At 62.7% G+C, this 16587-nt stretch carries 19 protein-coding genes; 8 read left to right on the forward strand and 11 right to left on the reverse strand.

All coding sequences use genetic code 11. The annotated features are described in order from the left end of the window. Positions 1-17: 17 nt before the first annotated feature. Positions 18-1229: a GNAT family N-acetyltransferase gene (locus tag AB7951_RS07130; protein WP_439062675.1), complete on the reverse strand. Its 1212-nt coding sequence runs from the start codon at positions 1227-1229 to the stop codon at positions 18-20. 314 nt (positions 1230-1543) lie between these two features. Between AB7951_RS07130 and AB7951_RS07135 the strand changes: the two genes are divergently transcribed. Beyond that, the gene (locus tag AB7951_RS07135) at positions 1544-1783 is read left to right on the forward strand and encodes a hypothetical protein (RefSeq protein WP_120291859.1); all 240 of its coding nucleotides are present in this window, start codon (positions 1544-1546) and stop codon (positions 1781-1783) included. Between the two features lie 173 nt (positions 1784-1956). After that, positions 1957-3357, forward strand: a complete 1401-nt coding sequence (locus AB7951_RS07140) for a caspase family protein (RefSeq protein WP_120291325.1) — start codon at positions 1957-1959, stop codon at positions 3355-3357. Between the two features lie 7 nt (positions 3358-3364). Here AB7951_RS07140 and AB7951_RS07145 read toward each other — a convergent pair whose 3' ends face one another. Then, positions 3365-3604, reverse strand: a complete 240-nt coding sequence (locus AB7951_RS07145) for a PilZ domain-containing protein (RefSeq protein WP_120291857.1) — start codon at positions 3602-3604, stop codon at positions 3365-3367. A gap of 227 nt (positions 3605-3831) precedes the next feature. Here AB7951_RS07145 and AB7951_RS07150 point away from each other — a divergent pair, with 227 nt between their 5' ends. Next, the gene (locus AB7951_RS07150; protein WP_414716866.1) at positions 3832-4125 is read left to right on the forward strand and encodes an HdeA/HdeB family chaperone; all 294 of its coding nucleotides are present in this window, start codon (positions 3832-3834) and stop codon (positions 4123-4125) included. 146 nt (positions 4126-4271) lie between these two features. Next, entirely contained in the window at positions 4272-4553 is a 282-nt protein-coding gene (locus tag AB7951_RS07155) for a hypothetical protein (RefSeq protein WP_120291323.1), read from the forward strand. Positions 4554-4642: 89 nt separating this feature from the next. Here the strand turns inward: AB7951_RS07155 and AB7951_RS07160 are convergent, their stop codons facing one another. Beyond that, the gene (locus AB7951_RS07160) at positions 4643-4852 is read right to left on the reverse strand and encodes a DUF6894 family protein (RefSeq protein WP_068735723.1); all 210 of its coding nucleotides are present in this window, start codon (positions 4850-4852) and stop codon (positions 4643-4645) included. Between the two features lie 295 nt (positions 4853-5147). On the opposite strand from AB7951_RS07160, the gene AB7951_RS07165 reads away from it, so the two are divergent. Together AB7951_RS07165 and AB7951_RS07170 are read left to right on the forward strand one after the other, a co-directional pair. Further along, positions 5148-5465: a hypothetical protein gene (locus AB7951_RS07165; protein ID WP_120291319.1), complete on the forward strand. Its 318-nt coding sequence runs from the start codon at positions 5148-5150 to the stop codon at positions 5463-5465. Between the two features lie 103 nt (positions 5466-5568). Further along, positions 5569-6006, forward strand: a complete 438-nt coding sequence (locus AB7951_RS07170) for an acyl-CoA thioesterase (protein ID WP_120291317.1) — start codon at positions 5569-5571, stop codon at positions 6004-6006. A 40-nt stretch (positions 6007-6046) separates the two neighbouring features. Here AB7951_RS07170 and AB7951_RS07175 read toward each other — a convergent pair whose 3' ends face one another. The 3 genes from AB7951_RS07175 to AB7951_RS07185 all read right to left on the reverse strand — a co-directional run bounded on the left by AB7951_RS07175 (position 6047) and on the right by AB7951_RS07185 (position 7224). Continuing rightward, positions 6047-6274 (reverse strand): hypothetical protein, encoded by a 228-nt coding sequence (locus AB7951_RS07175; RefSeq protein WP_068735728.1) that lies wholly within the window; start codon positions 6272-6274, stop codon positions 6047-6049. A 164-nt stretch (positions 6275-6438) separates the two neighbouring features. Further along, complete coding sequence (locus tag AB7951_RS07180) at positions 6439-6738, reverse strand: hypothetical protein (protein WP_120291315.1); 300 nt, start codon at positions 6736-6738, stop codon at positions 6439-6441. A 72-nt stretch (positions 6739-6810) separates the two neighbouring features. Continuing rightward, positions 6811-7224 carry a hypothetical protein gene (locus AB7951_RS07185; RefSeq protein ID WP_120291313.1) on the reverse strand — a complete coding sequence of 138 codons (414 nt, stop codon included), beginning with the start codon at positions 7222-7224 and terminating at the stop codon, positions 6811-6813. A 638-nt stretch (positions 7225-7862) separates the two neighbouring features. On the opposite strand from AB7951_RS07185, the gene recA reads away from it, so the two are divergent. Beyond that, positions 7863-8966, forward strand: a complete 1104-nt coding sequence (gene recA, locus AB7951_RS07190) for a recombinase RecA (protein ID WP_089265133.1) — start codon at positions 7863-7865, stop codon at positions 8964-8966. A gap of 184 nt (positions 8967-9150) precedes the next feature. On the opposite strand, the gene AB7951_RS07195 is transcribed toward recA, so the two are convergent. The 5 genes from AB7951_RS07195 to AB7951_RS07215 form a co-directional block, all read right to left on the reverse strand. Next, on the reverse strand, positions 9151-10164 hold the full coding sequence (locus tag AB7951_RS07195) for an oligopeptide/dipeptide ABC transporter ATP-binding protein (RefSeq protein ID WP_120291307.1): 1014 nt from the start codon (positions 10162-10164) through the stop codon (positions 9151-9153). Beyond that, complete coding sequence (locus AB7951_RS07200) at positions 10161-11168, reverse strand: ABC transporter ATP-binding protein (RefSeq protein WP_120291305.1); 1008 nt, start codon at positions 11166-11168, stop codon at positions 10161-10163. The genes AB7951_RS07195 and AB7951_RS07200 overlap by 4 nt, the downstream gene beginning before the upstream one ends. A 25-nt stretch (positions 11169-11193) precedes the next feature. Next, positions 11194-12132: an ABC transporter permease gene (locus tag AB7951_RS07205; RefSeq protein ID WP_120291303.1), complete on the reverse strand. Its 939-nt coding sequence runs from the start codon at positions 12130-12132 to the stop codon at positions 11194-11196. Between the two features lie 255 nt (positions 12133-12387). Next, positions 12388-13368, reverse strand: a complete 981-nt coding sequence (locus AB7951_RS07210; protein WP_120291301.1) for an ABC transporter permease — start codon at positions 13366-13368, stop codon at positions 12388-12390. A 31-nt stretch (positions 13369-13399) separates the two neighbouring features. Continuing rightward, on the reverse strand, positions 13400-15007 hold the full coding sequence (locus tag AB7951_RS07215) for an ABC transporter substrate-binding protein (protein ID WP_120291855.1): 1608 nt from the start codon (positions 15005-15007) through the stop codon (positions 13400-13402). 253 nt (positions 15008-15260) lie between these two features. Between AB7951_RS07215 and AB7951_RS07220 the strand changes: the two genes are divergently transcribed. Then, a complete protein-coding gene (locus tag AB7951_RS07220) occupies positions 15261-16514 on the forward strand; it encodes an FAD-dependent oxidoreductase (protein WP_120291299.1) in 1254 nt (417 codons plus the stop codon). Positions 16515-16587 lie beyond the last annotated feature (73 nt).

Consider the following 16587-nt stretch of genomic DNA (forward strand, 5'->3'; position numbering starts at 1 on the left):
GGTTGAACCCCTGATATCTAGCGGAGGCGGTTGCGGAGGGAGCGGGCCACGCGTCGCAGTGGCTCGCGGATGGAGCGACGCAGGGTCAGCGCGCCGTGGATGAGTGAGACGAGCGGGTCGTGTTTGCGCAGCGGAATCAGCACGTCGCCGATGGCAAGGCGGCCGCGCCAGATCGGGTCGATCATCGGGTGACCGGCATTGGCCGTGGAGTCGGCGCTTGCAATCACGGGATCGGCGCAGAGATGCCGCGTCACGTCGAGCGTGAGTTGCACGCCGGGGGACAGTTTGGCGAAGCGCTCGTCGACGCCGAGCTTGAAGTAGAAGGCACGATCGAGATGCCTGAGCAGCACGCCGGAAGCGACCGGTGTGTCGCCGGTGCGCAGCGTGACGATCTCGCATTGGCCGTGTTCGGAGAGCGCCTTGGTGGCGCTGCGGATGAAGGCATTGTCGCCGGCATCCTGCATCAGGGCGGTGCCGCGTTTGCCCTTCCATCCGCTTGCTTCCAGCGTCAGGAAGGTGTCGATGGTCGCCGCGATTTCGGCCGGCGTACGCGCGACATGGAAAGTCACGCCGCCATGTTCGGCGAGACGATTGCGCTGGCGGCGCAGTTCTTTCAGCTTCTTCGCGCCGAGCGCATCGCGCAGCAGGTCATCGGCATCGCGCGTGGCATCGAGGCAGGCGCGGGCGTGGGATTGCAGGATGCGCGGCGCCAGGTCCTGCGTGGCGAGTGACTTGCGGATCTCCTGCATTGCAGCGCCATCTAGGGAGACGTTCTCGAGGATCAGCGCATGCGCGCCGGCCTTGCGGGCCTGCTGCAGCAAGCGCGTGATGGCATCCGATGCCATGTTGCGATCGAGCAGCGGCGTGGAGAGTGTGCCATAGGGGTCGGCACTCACCAGTGCCGGGAGAGGAAGGCGATAGGCGCGCCGTGCGGTGATCACCGGCAGCAGTCCGATCAAGCGGGGCGTTCCGGCGTCGCTCATCCAGGCGCTGAGCGCGGCGACATCGGTGCGGCCGCGCGCGGATGCATTTACGGCCAGTTCCCAATCGGCGAGATAATAGCCGTTCGGCTCGACGGCCTGCTGCGCGAGCGCGCGCCATGGTTCGGGCGCGATTGCCGCGAGCGGCGCAAGCGTATTGGGCGCGGACGCTGGGCGGCTTGCCGCGGTCATCTCGGCACCCGTCGCTCTGCTGCCATGCATGCCGGCTGAGTTCGCAATGTCGACCACGTCCCCGATCCCCGTCGCAAGGAAGGCGGCGCAGGCCGCTTCTCCATTGCTGTCTGCCGAGATTAGGAGAAACATTCCAAGATCCGGTTTTTCCGGACACGAAATTTGACGGGAATGTGCAACCGATCGTTCACCAAACGGTCGCTGAAAAGCCTGTGTTTTCAGTGGATATGGGCCGGCCGGGGTGACGGGTGCCGGAGTATTCGCGCGTTTCCGCGGACGGGCGGACCTGCGGTCGATGGTCGCGGCCTCGCCATGTTGGGGCTGGAAAATGGCCTCTACGTCAGGCTATCAAGGCGCCGGAGGGACCCATGATGAGAGCATTGGTATTGGCGATCGCGGCAGTGGCGCTTCTGGCTGCGCCGGCGAACGCACAGGTGGGCGGCGGCAAACGCGGCGGCAGCGATCATGCGCCCGCGCCCGAAAAGCCGAAGATCGACGAGAAGGCCTACAAGGCCGCGTTGGAGCGCGTTCCGACTCCCAAGGAAAAGTACGATCCATGGGGCGGCGTCGCGCCTGCTCCCGCGCCTACAACGGCAGCGAAGAAAAAGTAATCTTCGGACAGTACATGCCGCACGCGGTTCCCGTGAACCGCGCTTGCGTTGACAGCGACCAAATTGGGCAGCGGCAGGCCGTCGCATTGTTGGCGCACGGCCATCCTGATTTCAGCTGAATCAGGCGGGGAATTATCCGTCGCGCAAACTTGCTTGGCCGGGGAGAGTGTTCGATGGTTCGTCCTGTCATTTGCAGCGCGATCGTTGCAGCCACGGTGATGCTCGGCTCGCAAGCCGCATGGGCGGAGAGTCGGCTGGCGCTGGTGATCGGGCAATCCTCCTATCGGTCCATCGCGCCGCTCCCCAATCCCGTCAATGACGCCAAGGCCATGGCGCAGATGCTCGGCGATGCCGGCTTCGAGGTGCAGTCGGCCACGGACCTGTCGCAGACCGATCTGCGCGCCAGGATCGCCGGCTTCGCCGCCAATGTGTCCGCCAAGGGGCCCGACACGGTGGCGCTGGTGTTCTATGCCGGCCACGGTCTGCAGATCGACGGCGAGAACTATCTGGTGCCGGTCGATATCGATCCGAAGCGCGAAGCCGATATTCCACTGCAGGCGGTGCGCCTCAACGACATCCTGAACACGCTGACATCCGTGCCGAGCAAGAGCCGCATCATCCTGCTCGATGCCTGCCGCAACAATCCGTTTCCAGCCATCAGCAAGACCACCGGCCGCGGGCTCGCCCAGGTCGACGTGAAATTCGGCACACCGGGCACGCTGCTGTCATTCTCCACGTCGCCCGGCGCCGAGGCCGAAGACGGCAAGGACGGCAACAGCCCCTATACGACAGCGCTGCTGAAAGCGGGGCGCGAGCCGGGCCTGCCGATCGAGGATGCCTTCAAGCGCGTGCGACTATCTGTGAATCAGGCGACCGAAGGCCGGCAGACACCGTGGGAGAGCTCGTCGCTGGTCAATGATTTTCGCTTCTTTGGCACTGATGCCGGCGCCAAGCCTGCGGCTACCAAGAAAACCGTCGATCAATGGCGCAAGGAGCTGCAGGGCAAGCCGGTGCAGGACGCCAACAATCTGATCGTCTCGGATGGGGCGGTGGAAGCCTATGAGGCCTTTGTCGGCCTCTATGCCGAGCCGCCGCTCGGACCGCAGGCGAAAGAATGGCTCGACCGTCATTACAAGATGGTGGCGTGGAATAACGCCGTCATCACCAACACCGCGCCGTCCTATCGCGACTTCCTGGCGAAATATCCCGACAGCGATCTGACATCGACCGCGCAGAAGCTCGAGGAGCGCACGCGCAACAAGCCGGTACCGGATGCGGTAGCGAACGCGCCGACCAATGTCGCATTGGCCGGACCGGGCCTGACATGCCCGTGCGGTGCGCCGCCCGCAGCAGCGCCTGCATCGAAGAAAGCGGAGAAAACCACCGAGCCCACGAAGAAGCGCGCCGACAAGCCATCGCCACCACCGCGGCGCGGCCGCGAGATCGTGGAGGAAGAGGTCATCATCCGCCGTGCGCCGCCGGTCTATTATGAGCCGGTACCGCGCGTCTATTACGGCGGTGGAGGCTACGGCGGTTACGGCGGCGGCAACTATGGCGGCCGCGGGCGCTACTGACGGGCGCCTACTCGAACGCCACGCCAAGCTGGCGGTCGTTATTCCAGACCGGACGGCAGCGGCGGATGAAGTGATCCGCCTCGATCACCAGCATGAAATTCGAGGGCAAGCCGAGCGGGCTTGCGATATCGACACGCGCGCCGGAGGCCGAGAGGTTGCGGACGGTGCAATCGATACCGCCGCCGCCAAAGGCCAGCGTGCCGCGCTTCAGAACCCGGTGTCGTGGAGCCGCTCGTTTCTCGATCATGGTCGTGGTCCGCATCGTCTGCATGCGCCATGCCTAGCACCGCGATCTTGCCGGCCGATAAAGCCGATTGCAGAGATTCTGACCCGCCTGTTCATCCTTCGTGAAGTTCTGGAGGATCAGAAGATTTCATAAAAATATCAAATCAAGGAAATGGACTCCATGATACCGTCTGGCCGTTGGACGCTCAGCCAGCCATCGGCCGGCGTCATTTTTCGGGGAAGGGGACCATGATGAAATTCGCCTGCGCGTTTCTGACTGCCGCTGCCATGTTCTCTGCCGCGCCGGCCCAGGCCGTCGTGCTCGATCTGTCCACCATGTCCTGCAAGCAATTCGTCGAATCCGGTCCCGACGAGATCAAGATGGTGCTGACCTGGATGGACGGCTGGTACAAGGGCGACTCGGACGATGCGATCATCGACACCGAGGTGTTCGTCGAGAACGCCAAGAAATTCGGTACCTATTGCGCGGCGCACCCGACCATCAGCATCGTGACGGCCGCGGAGAAAGTGCTGGGCGACTAGGCTCCAGTCCGGGCCAGCGCCCGGGTTTCCCGGTTTCCGAAGGTTTCAACCTGCGTGAGGCACGACGGGGTGCCTTGCGTCAGGCGCTTGGCGTGCCCGAATGGCCAGTGGTATAACGCCTCCGAAATTCACGGAGCTTTGGTGCCATGAAACGATCCAGCAAACTATTCAGCGTCGTCGCAGTGCTCGCGCTTTTGACCGGCCCGGCCGCCGCGCAGATGATGAACCTGATGCCGGAGGTGAAGTCCAAGTCGGCGGAGGAGAAGGAGCAGGACGCGATCACCGAGAAGGCGTATCGCGAGTCGCTGCGCAAGATTCCCGACACCAAGGCCGCGGCCGATCCATGGGGCAATGTGCGCAGCGATGCGCCGAAGGCGGCTGCACCCGCGAAACAGCCGCGCACCAAGACCGGCAGCGCTGCGAATTGATCAGGTGATGACCGTGGCATCGGCGGCCCGTGCCGCCGGCGCGCAAATGGACTGAAGCCCGCGCGCGGCCACTGACATATGCGCCTGTGTCAGTTGCTCCAGGACAGCGGCACTTCGAACAATCCGCCGCTGTCTTCGTTCTCGACGACGATCGCGCCCTTCACGACGCCGATACTGCGCACCATCTCCGATGCAAGCTGACGTGCGTGCAGCATCGCTTCCTGATCGTCCTTGAAGCTCGTCCCTTCATCGTCGAGGAACGTGTTTTCGGCGATAATATGAAAGAAAAATCGAGGCACGGGAAACGACCACATCTGGCGCGCGTGTAAATGGCTTGCAGCACCTGAGGTTGCTGTAAGACAATGATACCGCTAAACCAACTTGTTCCGTGCGTCGATAGAAATGTGCAAAATTTGCGGCAAATAAACGGTTTTTTTTGGCAGGCAGTTCTCGTGCAGGGATCCGCTTTCGGAACCGTGATGCATCTCTGGGTCGTCATCGAAGGCGGCCATGGTATCGGGCGCCATAGATCGTTGCGGTATGATTAGGTGAGATGCAGGCGTCATCCGGCCGCAGTTTCACATAGGGGCCATCATGTTGTCGGCCGATATCGTCTTTGCGTGTGCTCTGGTCGTGATGATCGGGTGCAACCTCTATGGCGAGCCGCGGATCGCAGGTGAGCACATCGCGATGCAGTGGGGCTTCGACGGCAAGCCGACGTGGGATGCGCCGAAGCGGATTGCACTGTGGGGCATGGTCGTTTTTATGCTGACGGTGCGCCTGATCATCTGGACGGCGACGACCTTCGCACCGGAGAAGGTTCACGGCGCCAATCTCGGACTCATGTTGGCGTCGGTGATCATCGCAGCGTCGCACATTTTCATTGTGCTGAAAGCAATCAAGCGGACCTGAGTTGCGGCATGACGTCTCCCTGCGGCGGCTGGCTTCGCCGCGCAAGAGAGGCTAGGGGAGCATCAGGGCGGAGAACGAAGCCGCCGTCATAGGCGAGGGGCATATGTCACGCGACCGGTTCTGGTTCTTCCACCCGTTTCGGGTGCGCTATTCCGAGATCGACGGCCAGGGCGTCGTGTTCAACGCGCACTATCTCACTTACTTCGACACGACCATCACCGAATATTTTCGTGCGCTCGGCTATGACCAGTTTGCCGATGCCAAGGCGAGCGGCGTCGACTTTCACGTCGTCAAATCGGTGATCGAATACAAGGCGCCGATCCTGTTCGATCAGGAGTTGGACGTCGCCGCGCGCGTGGCGCGGATCGGCAATTCCAGTCTGGTGTTCGAGCTCGGCATCTTCGCGCGCGCAGCCGGCGATCTGTTTGCGACGGGTGAGATCGTCTGGGTCAATACCGATCAGAAGACCCATCGCCCGGTACCGATCGCACAGCCGATCCGCGATCTGATCGCCACGCGTGAAATGCATCGCGCGGGATAAGGCACAGGTCACATGGGCCCGGTGCGCTGCACCGGCGACTCTAGGCTGGCTCGTCCAGATCGTAGAAATGGGCGAGCCCCCGGCAGATCTCCATCAACCGGTCGCGAAAGGGGGTCTGGGCCGGATCCGAGTAACTGACGATGACGCGCCAGCTGTCATCCAGCGAATAGATGATCACGCTCATGTTCTTGGGCCATGGCCCGGCGATGGCGGCGGCTTCTCGAATGATCTTCTGAAGTTCGGCGGCGGTTTTCTTTGGCTTGGGCATCCACGCTCCCTGGCTAGAAGCGTTCTAAAGTGGTGGCAGGGAACTGTCTAGAGCGTGCCGGGCTCGCAATTTGTGTGACCCGACTTGCCTGTCTTGGGGTGACCCGGGCGTCCGGACGGTTCAACCGCTGCACTGACCAAAAGAGGCCGCGCCCCGAGGCGGCCTTACCTTGGCAACGTTCCCAGATCGCCCGATGAAGGCCTGCCCAGGGCAACGAATGCTGCGACCGCCAGAAGGCAGATGGGTGCAATCAGACCGAGCAGGTATCCGGCAAGACCGTGCCGAATGTAGATGCCCCAATAGTTCACGAGGCCGGGGTAATGGGAATCGGTGTTCGTATAGAAGACGACAAATTTTGCGGCGTTGGATATGTGCCCGTGTGACCACACGAGAAATGTAAATGCCAGCACGGTTGCGATCACGCAGAGTGCTGTTGCCACGACCATGCGCTGATTTCTGTTCATCGGATTTTACTCTGGCTTCACCCCCTGTTGTGCAGGAAAGCTGCAAGAAGGTTCAATGAAGGGTGATCCGCCTCATGCACCGCTACGGGGTGCTTCGCTGCGGTTCACGAACCAGCCTGGGATCTGCAGCGTGATCCATGATCCGAGCACCGTGAGGATCGCCATGCCTGCGAGCGAGATATAGAGCAGAGGATGTTGCGAGGACGCGAGCGACCCGTTGAGGTGCAGGTGCGGGCCTATCATGTCCATGACCCCGCCGACCAGGCTCGCTGCCACGAAGCCGCCGATGACCGAAGCGACAATACTCGCGATCCATCCAAGCGGGCCGCGCTTCTTTGTCCAGGCGTCGTGAATTCCCACCGCCAGCATGGCGATAAACATGATCAGCATGATGGTCATCGGGCCGCCCACGCTCGACCTGGGCATCGCGCCGCTGAGTTCGACGAGCAACAGGGCAGCGGCGGAGAGCAGTGCGATCGTCTTCACGGCGTGTGACCTTCCCATGTCGGATTGAACGCATAAGCGATGCGAACATCCTGTTGTGCGGGAAACGTGCAGGAAGGTTCAAAAGTGGCTGGATGAGTCCCAATCGGGCGGCTGCCGTTTTTGAACGATATCGACGAAGATGACGAAGAATGAAAGAGGCCGCCCACTGAGGCGGCCTTAGTCCCATTCAACCGGCCCCCATGGTTGTTGGTCGGCCCAATCCTTCGCCTCGTCGAGGGTGTGGTGGCTCCCTCCCGTGAGGTCGCACGAATAAACGAGTCCATCTGGCGTTTCTGGAATCGGACGGCTTTCGTCCAATTGGTCATCGTTGTCATATCGAGACGACGCAAACCGCGCGGGCTGGGCGTAGATAGCAATCCGCCTAGGGGCGGTTCGGTCGTAAAGCCAAATCCCAGTTGCAACGATTTTTTTCTCTGCGGTCATTTTTTCATAATAGGCCACAGCCGAAATCAAACTAGGCCACTGAGGTCGGAAACAGGCCAGTACCAAAATTCCCAAAAGAACATATTGCGAACATAGAACAGATGGGGTACATTATCTTCAACCCGAACAGCACCGCTATCCTCTGGCGCTTGCCGTTTGTCCTGTCGCGAATCCCTTCATAAGGAGCTAGATCAATGGCTACCACTCCGACTGCCCTGCGTATCGTTGAAGGATCCTCCATGGACAAGACCAAGGCCCTGTCGGCCGCGCTCTCCCAGATCGAGCGCCAGTTCGGCAAGGGCTCGGTGATGAAGCTCGGCAAGAACGACCGGTCGATGGACATCGAGGTGATTTCGTCGGGCTCGCTCGGCCTCGATATCGCGCTCGGCGTCGGTGGCCTGCCGAAGGGCCGGGTGATCGAGATTTACGGACCGGAATCCTCGGGCAAGACGACTTTGGCGCTGCATTGCGCCGCGGAAGCCCAGAAGAAGGGCGGCATCTGCGCCTTCATCGACGCCGAACACGCGCTTGACCCGGTCTATGCCCGCAAGCTGGGGGTCAATGTCGATGAACTCCTGATCTCGCAGCCGGACCACGGCGAACAGGCGCTGGAAATCGCCGACACGCTGGTGCGCTCCGGCGCGGTGGACGTGCTGATCATCGACTCCGTGGCAGCGCTGGTGCCGCGCGCCGAACTCGAAGGCGAAATGGGCGACGCGCTGCCCGGCCTGCAGGCGCGCTTGATGAGCCAGGCGCTGCGCAAGCTGACCGCCTCGATCAACAAATCCAATACGATGGTGATATTCATCAACCAGATCCGCATGAAGATCGGTGTGATGTATGGCTCGCCGGAAACCACCACCGGCGGCAATGCGCTGAAATTCTACGCCTCGGTCCGTCTCGACATCCGCCGCATCGGCGCGATCAAGGAGCGCGACGAAGTGGTCGGCAATTCGACCCGCGTCAAGGTGGTGAAGAACAAGCTGGCGCCGCCCTTCAAGCAGGTGGAATTCGACATCATGTATGGCGAAGGCGTTTCCAAGATGGGCGAAATCCTCGATCTCGGCGTGAAAGCGGGAATCGTCGAGAAATCCGGCGCCTGGTTCTCCTATGACAGCCAGCGCCTCGGCCAGGGGCGCGAGAATTCCAAGGCCTTCCTGAAAGCCAATCCGGACATGACCGCCAAGATCGAAGCCTCGATCCGGCAGAATTCCGGCCTGATCGCCGAGCAGATTCTCGCCGGTCCCATCGAGCGCGACGAAGATGGCGGTGACGGCGAGGAGCCGGCAGAAGATTGATCGGATCGGGTCCGGAGACGTACTGACGTTCATGCGCAGTGATCTTGCCGGGCCGGTCCTGCAGCCGACAGTGTCGGCTGAATGATTTCGCGGTGGGCGCTGTGGGGGTCTGTTGCCGATACCCTGCGGTGCCTGCCGCGTTTTCGTTTCAGGGCGCCCTGATCTGAGTGTACGCCGATCGCAATTATCGCCGCGCGGCGGGGACAGCCTCGCTTGGCGGCGCGATCAGTTTGTTGACCGCATGACAGGCGACGCCGTCGACCAGATCCGGCACGACCTTGCGACAGAGATCGAACACTTCCGGGCAGCGCGGATGAAACGTGCAGCCGGAGGGCGGGTCGATCGGATTCGGAATCTCGCCGGAGACCGCGATGCGTGCGCGGCCTGACATTGCCAGATCCGGCACGGCGCCCAGCAGCATGCGCGTATAGGGCATGCGCGGCGCGCGGAACAGTTCGCGCCCTTCCGCAATCTCCACGATGCGGCCGAGATACATCACGCCGATCCGGTCAGCCATGTGCCTGACCACAGCAAGGTTGTGGCTGATGAACAGATAGGTCAGGCCGAATTTGTCCTGCAGCTCGCGCATCAGGTTGAGAATCTGCGCCTGCACCGAGACATCCAGCGCCGAGGTCGGCTCATCGCAGACGATGAATTCGGCCTCCGATGCGAGTGCGCGGGCAATCGCGATACGCTGGCGCTGGCCGCCGGAGAACTGATGCGGATATTTCTGCCCGTCGTCGGGATGCAGGCCCACCAGCGTCAGCAATTCGCCAATGCGGGCGCGAATGTCGCGCTCGCCCTGAATGAGATCGAAGGCGCGGATCGGTTCAGCGATGATCGCATCGACCCGCAGCCGCGGATTGAGGCTCGCATAGGGATCCTGGAAGATCATCTGGATGCGCTTGCGCAGCAGTCTTCGCGCGCCCGCCTGGCCGGGATCGCTCATCGAGACGCCGTCGATGATGACGTCGCCGGATGTCGGCGGCAGCAGCCCGACCACCATCCGCGCCACCGTGCTCTTGCCCGAACCGGATTCGCCGACCAGCGCAAAGGTCTCGCCGCGCTTGATCTCGAACGACACGCCGTCGACGGCCTTCAGAAACTCCATCGGGCTGCGCTCGATGACGCGGTTCAGCCAGGGCTTCGAGACGTCGAAGGCGCGTTTGAGATTGCGGGCCTGCACCAGCGTCGTCATGCCACGCTCTCCGCAGGGGCGTGGTCATGGAGATGCCGGGGGTCATAGAGATGACAAGCGACCTGCTGCGCGCCGACGGCGATGGGTTCGGGTCGCTCCACCCGACAGCGGTCGAACGCGAAACTGCAGCGCGGATTAAACGCACAGCCCTGCGGAATGGCAGACAGCCGCGGCATTGAGCCTGGAATCTGCACCAGCCGCTGCGAGGCGTCGCCCGTCAGCGTCGGGATCGCGCCCATCAGTCCCTTGGCGTAGGGATGCAGCGGGTTCTGCACCACGTCGCGCACCGGTCCGATCTCGGCGATGCGCCCGGAATACATCACGGCGACGCGGTCGGACGTCTCGGCGATCACGCCCATGTCATGGGTGACCAGCATCACCGCCGTGCCGTGGTCGCGGCCGAGCCGCTTGATCAGCGCGATGATCTGCGCCTGCACGGAGACATCGAGCGCGGTAGTCGGTTCGTCGGCGATGATCAGTTCGGGCTCGGCCGCGATCGCCAGCGCGATCACCACGCGCTGCCGCATGCCGCCGGAGAATTCATGCGGATAGGCATCGACGCGCTTGTCAGGGGCGGGAATGCCGACCTCGGCGAGCAGATCCACCGCGCGCTTGCGTGCCTGCGTCTCGTTCATGTTGAGATGGGTGCGGATCGTCTCCACCAGCTGGTCGCCAATGCGATACAGCGGATTGAGGCTGGTCAGCGGATCCTGAAAGATCATCGCGATGCGCTTGCCGCGAATCCGGCGCATCTGCTCCGGCGGCAGATTGTCGATGCGCAATCCGGACAGCAGGATCTCGCCGCCCGCGATCCGTCCGGGCGGATCGATCAGGCCGATGGCCGCAAGTCCCGTCACCGATTTGCCGGCGCCGGATTCGCCGACCACGCCCAGCACCTCGCCCTTGGCGATGTCGAAGGACACGCCGTCGATGGCACGCAGCGCGCCGCGCCGGCTGGCGAACTCAACGCACAAGTTGCGCACGGAGAGGACGGGCACGCTCATGTCGGGCACTGCTTAAGGTGAGGCATCATTGCAGCTTCGGGTTCAGCGCATCGCGCAGCCAGTCGCCGAGCAGGTTGATCGACAGGATCAGCGAGGCCAGTGCGAGGCCGGGAAAGGCGATGACCCACCACTCGCCGGAGAACAGATAGTTGTTGCCGATGCGGATCAGCGTGCCCAGCGACGGCATCGTGTCAGGCATGCCGGAGCCAAGAAACGACAGCGTCGCTTCGGTGATGATGGCCAGCGCGAGATTGATGGTGGCGATCACCAGGATCGGCCCCATGGTGTTCGGCAGCACATGGCGGATCATGATTACGCGCGCGGGCAGGCCGATCAGCTGTGCCGCGGCGACATAGTCCTTGTTCTTCTCCACCATCACCGAGCCGCGCACGGTGCGGGCATATTGCACCCAGAAACTCAGCCCGATGGCCACCACCAGCACGATCAACGTGGTCGATGCATCGAGATGATTGCCGAGCGCCGATTTCACGACGCCGTCGATCAAGAGCGCGATCAGGATCGCGGGGAAAGTGAGCTGCACATCGGCAATGCGCATGATCAGGCTGTCCACGGCGCCGCCGACATAGCCGGCGATCAGGCCGAGCCCGATGCCGAGTACTGCCGCGAAACTAACGCCGAGCACGCCGACCACCAGCGAAATCCGCATGCCGTAGAGGATCGCCGAATAGATATCGCGCCCCTGTTCGTCGGTGCCGAGCAGGAACGGCCTCTGGCCCTCCGCCGTCCAGAGCGGCGAGATGCGGGAATTGATCAGTTCGAGCTGCGCCGGATCGAATGGATTCTGCACGACGAGTAAAGGCGCGAACAGCGCCATCATCAGCAGCACAAACACGATCGCAGCCGCCACCATTGTGAGCTTCGAGCGGCGGAACGAATAGAAGATGTCGCTGTCGATGGCGCGAGCGAGGAGGGACGGTGTGCGGGGGACGGGCGCGTCGGTCATCGTGTGCTCCGCACGTTCGCGCTCCGCTGGAGTGCACTAGGCTTACAGTTGTCATCCCCGCGAAGGCGGGGATCCATAATCACCGAGCTCGCGGTGAGGTGCCGTGGGTGAAGCCGCGTTTTAACTACGCGCACGGCGGTTATGGGTCCCCGCCCCGCGTGCGCCGGAGGCGCACTAGGCGGGGACGACAGTCTGAGAGTGCTTGCAGGAACACGGGCGGTAAGGTGGCGAAGGTCTGGATTCATCATCACCCCCTCATGCCGGCCGGTTGATCGTCGCGCGCAGGCGCGGATCGACGACGGTGTAGAGGATGTCCACAATCAGGTTGATGGTGACGAAGATCAGCGACACCACCAGGAGATAGGCCGCCATGATCGGGATATCGACATTCTGCACGGCCTGCACGAACAGCAGCCCCATACCCGGCCACTGGAACACCGTCTCGGTGATGATGGCGAAGGCGATGACCGAGCCGAATTGCAGCCCGGCCACGGTGATGACCGGCACCAGCGTGTTCTTGAGCGCATGACCGAAATGGATCGCCCGCGTGGTCAATCCGCGGGCGCGGGCGAAGCGGATATAGTCGGTGCGCAGCACTTCCAGCATTTCGGCGCGGACGAGGCGCATGATCAGCGTCATCTGGAACAGGCCGAGCGTCACCGACGGCATGATCAGCGCCTTCAGGCCGGAGATCGTCAGCAGGCCGGTGGTCCACCAGCCGAACTTGACGACGTCGCCGCGCCCGAAGGAGGGCAGCCAGCCCAGAGTGACCGCGAAGAGATAGATCAGCAGAATGCCGATCAGGAAGGTCGGCAGCGAGATGCCGATCAGCGACACTGCCTGCAGCACCTTGGCGAAGAACGAATCCCTGCGTAGCGCCGAATAGATGCCCATCAGGATGCCGAACACCATGGCGATCACCGTGGCGCAGGTGGCGAGCTCCAGCGTTGCCGGCATGCGCTCCTTCAGCAGCGCCGAGACCGGCTGGCGAAACTGGTAGGAGACGCCGAACTTGAACTGCACGGCATTGATGAAGTAGCGCGCGAATTGCACCGGGACAGGATCGTCGAGGCCAAGCGACGCGCGCACCTCGGCGCGCTGCGCCGGCGTGGTGTCGATGGCCACCATCTGGTTCACGGGATCGCCGGCAAAGCGGAACATGGTGAAGGCGATGATGCCGACGGCGATCATCACACCAATGGACTGCAATGCGCGGCGCAGGATGAAAGCGAGCATGCGTGACCTTCGCTTTCCGCTTGGGTGCCGCCTAGTCCTGCTTCACCGCCCAGTATGGCAGCACCTGGTTGTCTGGGCGCTGCACGATCTTCACCTTCTTGGAGACGCCCCAGGCCAGCGCTTGCTGATGCAGCGGGATATAGGCCCAGTCCTTGGCGGCGATCTCATAGGCCTGTTTGATGAGCTGGTCGCGCTTGGCGGTGTCGGTCTCCTGCAGCACCTTGTCGGTGAGGGCGTCGAAATCCTTGTTGCAATAACCGCCGAGATTGGTGGCGCCGCGCGGGCTCGCGGGATCGTCGCGACAGCCCATGATGTCATGCATCACATTGTGCGAATCCTGCGTGCCCGGTGTCCAGCCGAGCAGATAGAATGAGGTGTTGAAGCCGCCGGTCTTGAAGACCTTGGCAAAATACAGCGCCTTCGGCTGCGCGTTCAGCGTGACCTTGACGCCGATGCGCGCGAGCATGCCGACCACCGCCTGGCAGATCGCGGCGTCATTGACATAGCGATCATTCGGGCAATCCATGCCGACTTCGAATCCGTCGGGATAGCCGGCATCGGCCAGCAGTTTCTTGGCGCCGTCGGCGTCGTATTTCGGCCGCGTGAAGTCGCCGGAGAGCTTGAACAGCGGCGGTGCGATCATCAAGGCGGATGGTGTCGACAGGCCACGCATGACGCGGCTCTTGATCAGCTCAATGTCGATGGCCTTGTAGAAGGCTTCGCGGACGCGGATGTCCTTGAACGGGTTCTTGCCCTTGATGTTGGAGAACAACAGCTCGTCGCGGATCTGGTCCATGCCGAGGAAGATAGTGCGCAGCTCCGGCCCGGCCATCACCGCGGCGTTGGCTGATCCATTGACGCGCGCGATGTCCTGCACCGGCACCGGCTCGATGATGTCGACTTCGCCGGACAGCAGCGCCGCGACGCGGGTGGCATCGGAGGCGATCGGCGTGAAGATGATCTCCTTGAGATTATGCTCGGGCTTGCCCCACCAGTTCGGGTTGACCTTGAAGACTGTCTTCACGCCCGGCTGATGGCTTTCGATGGTGAAGGGCCCCGTGCCATTCGCATTCAACGACGCGAAGCTTGGCGAGGTCGCCGCGGCGGGTGTCGGCGCGTTCGCATTGTTCGCCTCCGCCCATTTCTTGTCCATGATGTACCAGACGTCCCATTGCGACGTCAGGATGGGATTGGGCTTGGTCAGCACGAAATCGACGGTGTAGTCGTCGATCTTGAGCACCTTGGCATCGGCCGGAATGACCGTCGTGAAGTCGGAGCCCTTGGCGCGCACGCGGTCGGCGGAGAACACGACATCATCTGCGGTGAAGGGGGCGCCATTGTGGAATTTGACACCCTTGCGCAGATGGAAGCGCCAGCGCGTCGGCTCCGGTGTTTCCCAGCTCTCGGCAAGCGCCGGGATGATCTGCAGATCCTTGCCGCGTCCGACGAGGCCTTCATAGACCTGGCCGTGATGAGCGATCGTCGTGGTTTCGCGCAGCGTATAGGGATCGAGCGATTTCAGGTCGCCCTGATTGGCATAGCGCAGCGTTTGTGCGGAGGCGGGCAGCATGGGGGCAGAAAAGGTGGCGAAGGCAATCAGCGATGCAGCGGCGGCAATGAAAGTCTGGCGGATCGACATACTGAGCTTCTCCATTGCATTGCCGCGATTGCATCACCGCGCGGCCGCCCGACAGTTGAGCGAGTGTCACATTGTTGGCGGAGATTGCACGCCGCGCAAGCAGCATTTGTCAGCTATGCGCTGCACAATGAGGCGGCTGGCGCAATCCTTGCTAGGATCGGGCATAAGCAATTCCACGCATTGCGTGCGTGCATCATTCGGTCACGACACAGCGCTAATAGGACCGCCAGAACGGCAAGATTTCGGAGCAGGAATGGCGGAACTCAAGGCTGATGTGCTTGTGCTTGGCGCAGGTATGGTCGGTGTGTCGGCGGCGCTGCATCTGCAGGCGCGCGGCCGCAATGTGGTGCTGGTCGACCGGCATGAGAAGGCCGGCGAGGAAACCAGCTATGGCAATGCCGGGCTGATCCAGTGCTGTTCGGTTTTCCCCTATATGCTGCCGCGCGATCTCACCAAGCTCTTTAAATATGCGCTGAACCGCGCGCCGGAGGTGCACTATCATCTCAACGCGCTGCCCGGCATGCTGCCGTGGATCGTCAGATATTTCCTGAACTCGTCGCCTGAGGGAGCGCTCCGCAGTGCGATGGCGGCGCTGCCGCTGATCCAGCGTAGCCTGACCGAGCACGAGGCGCTGATCGCGGAGGCCGGCGTGCCGGAGCTGCTGCGCCGGATGGGTTGGATCAACGCGTTTCGTTCCGAGGCTACGCTGGCGAAAGGCATCGCGGATCTCGAACGCCATCGCGCCTATGGCGTGCCGGGCGACGTTCTGGACGCTGCCGCCATTGCCGAGCAGGAGCCGAACCTGTCCACCGATTTTGCCGGTGCCATACATTGGACGTCGCCGGGCTTCGTGCCAGATCCTGGCGGCCTCGCAAAAGCCTATGCCGCGCTGTTCATCCGCAAGGGCGGTCGCTTCATTGCCGCCGACGCCCGGACGCTGGAGCAGAGCGACGGCAAATGGCGCGTGGCCGGGCCGAACGGGGCGCTGGTCGCGCGCGATGTCGTGGTCGCGCTCGGGCCATGGTCGGATCAGGTGTTTCGGCCGCTCGGCTACAACATCCCGCTCAAGAGCAAGCGCGGCTATCACATCCATCTGGCGCCATCCGGCAATGCGGTGCTGCGCCATCCGGTTCTCGATGCCGATCGCGGCTATCTGCTGGCGCCGATGAATCGCGGCATCCGGCTGACCACCGGCGCCGAGTTCGCGCTCCGCGATGCGCCGCCGACGCCGGCGCAGATCGAGCGGGCGCTGCCGATCGCACGGCAGACCTTCCCGCTCGGCAATCCCGTCGAGGCGAAGCCCTGGATGGGCGCGCGGCCCTGCCTGCCGGACATGCTGCCGGTGATCGGCAAGGCGCCGCGCCACAAGGGCCTGTGGTTCGATTTCGGCCACCAGCATCATGGCTTCACGCTGGGGCCGGTGACCGGCCGCCTGATTGCGGACATGGTGACGGGCGTCACGCCGTTCACCGATCCCAAGGCCTTCGCGGCTGAGCGTTTCGGCTGACATCTCGCAACTGCAATGTAGATGTCACATCGCTTGCATCGGGCAGGCGTCAGCGGCGATACTGCCGCTGCGT

This window comes from Tardiphaga sp. 285_C5_N1_2 (assembly GCF_052076065.1).
Lineage (GTDB): Bacteria > Pseudomonadota > Alphaproteobacteria > Rhizobiales > Xanthobacteraceae > Tardiphaga > Tardiphaga robiniae.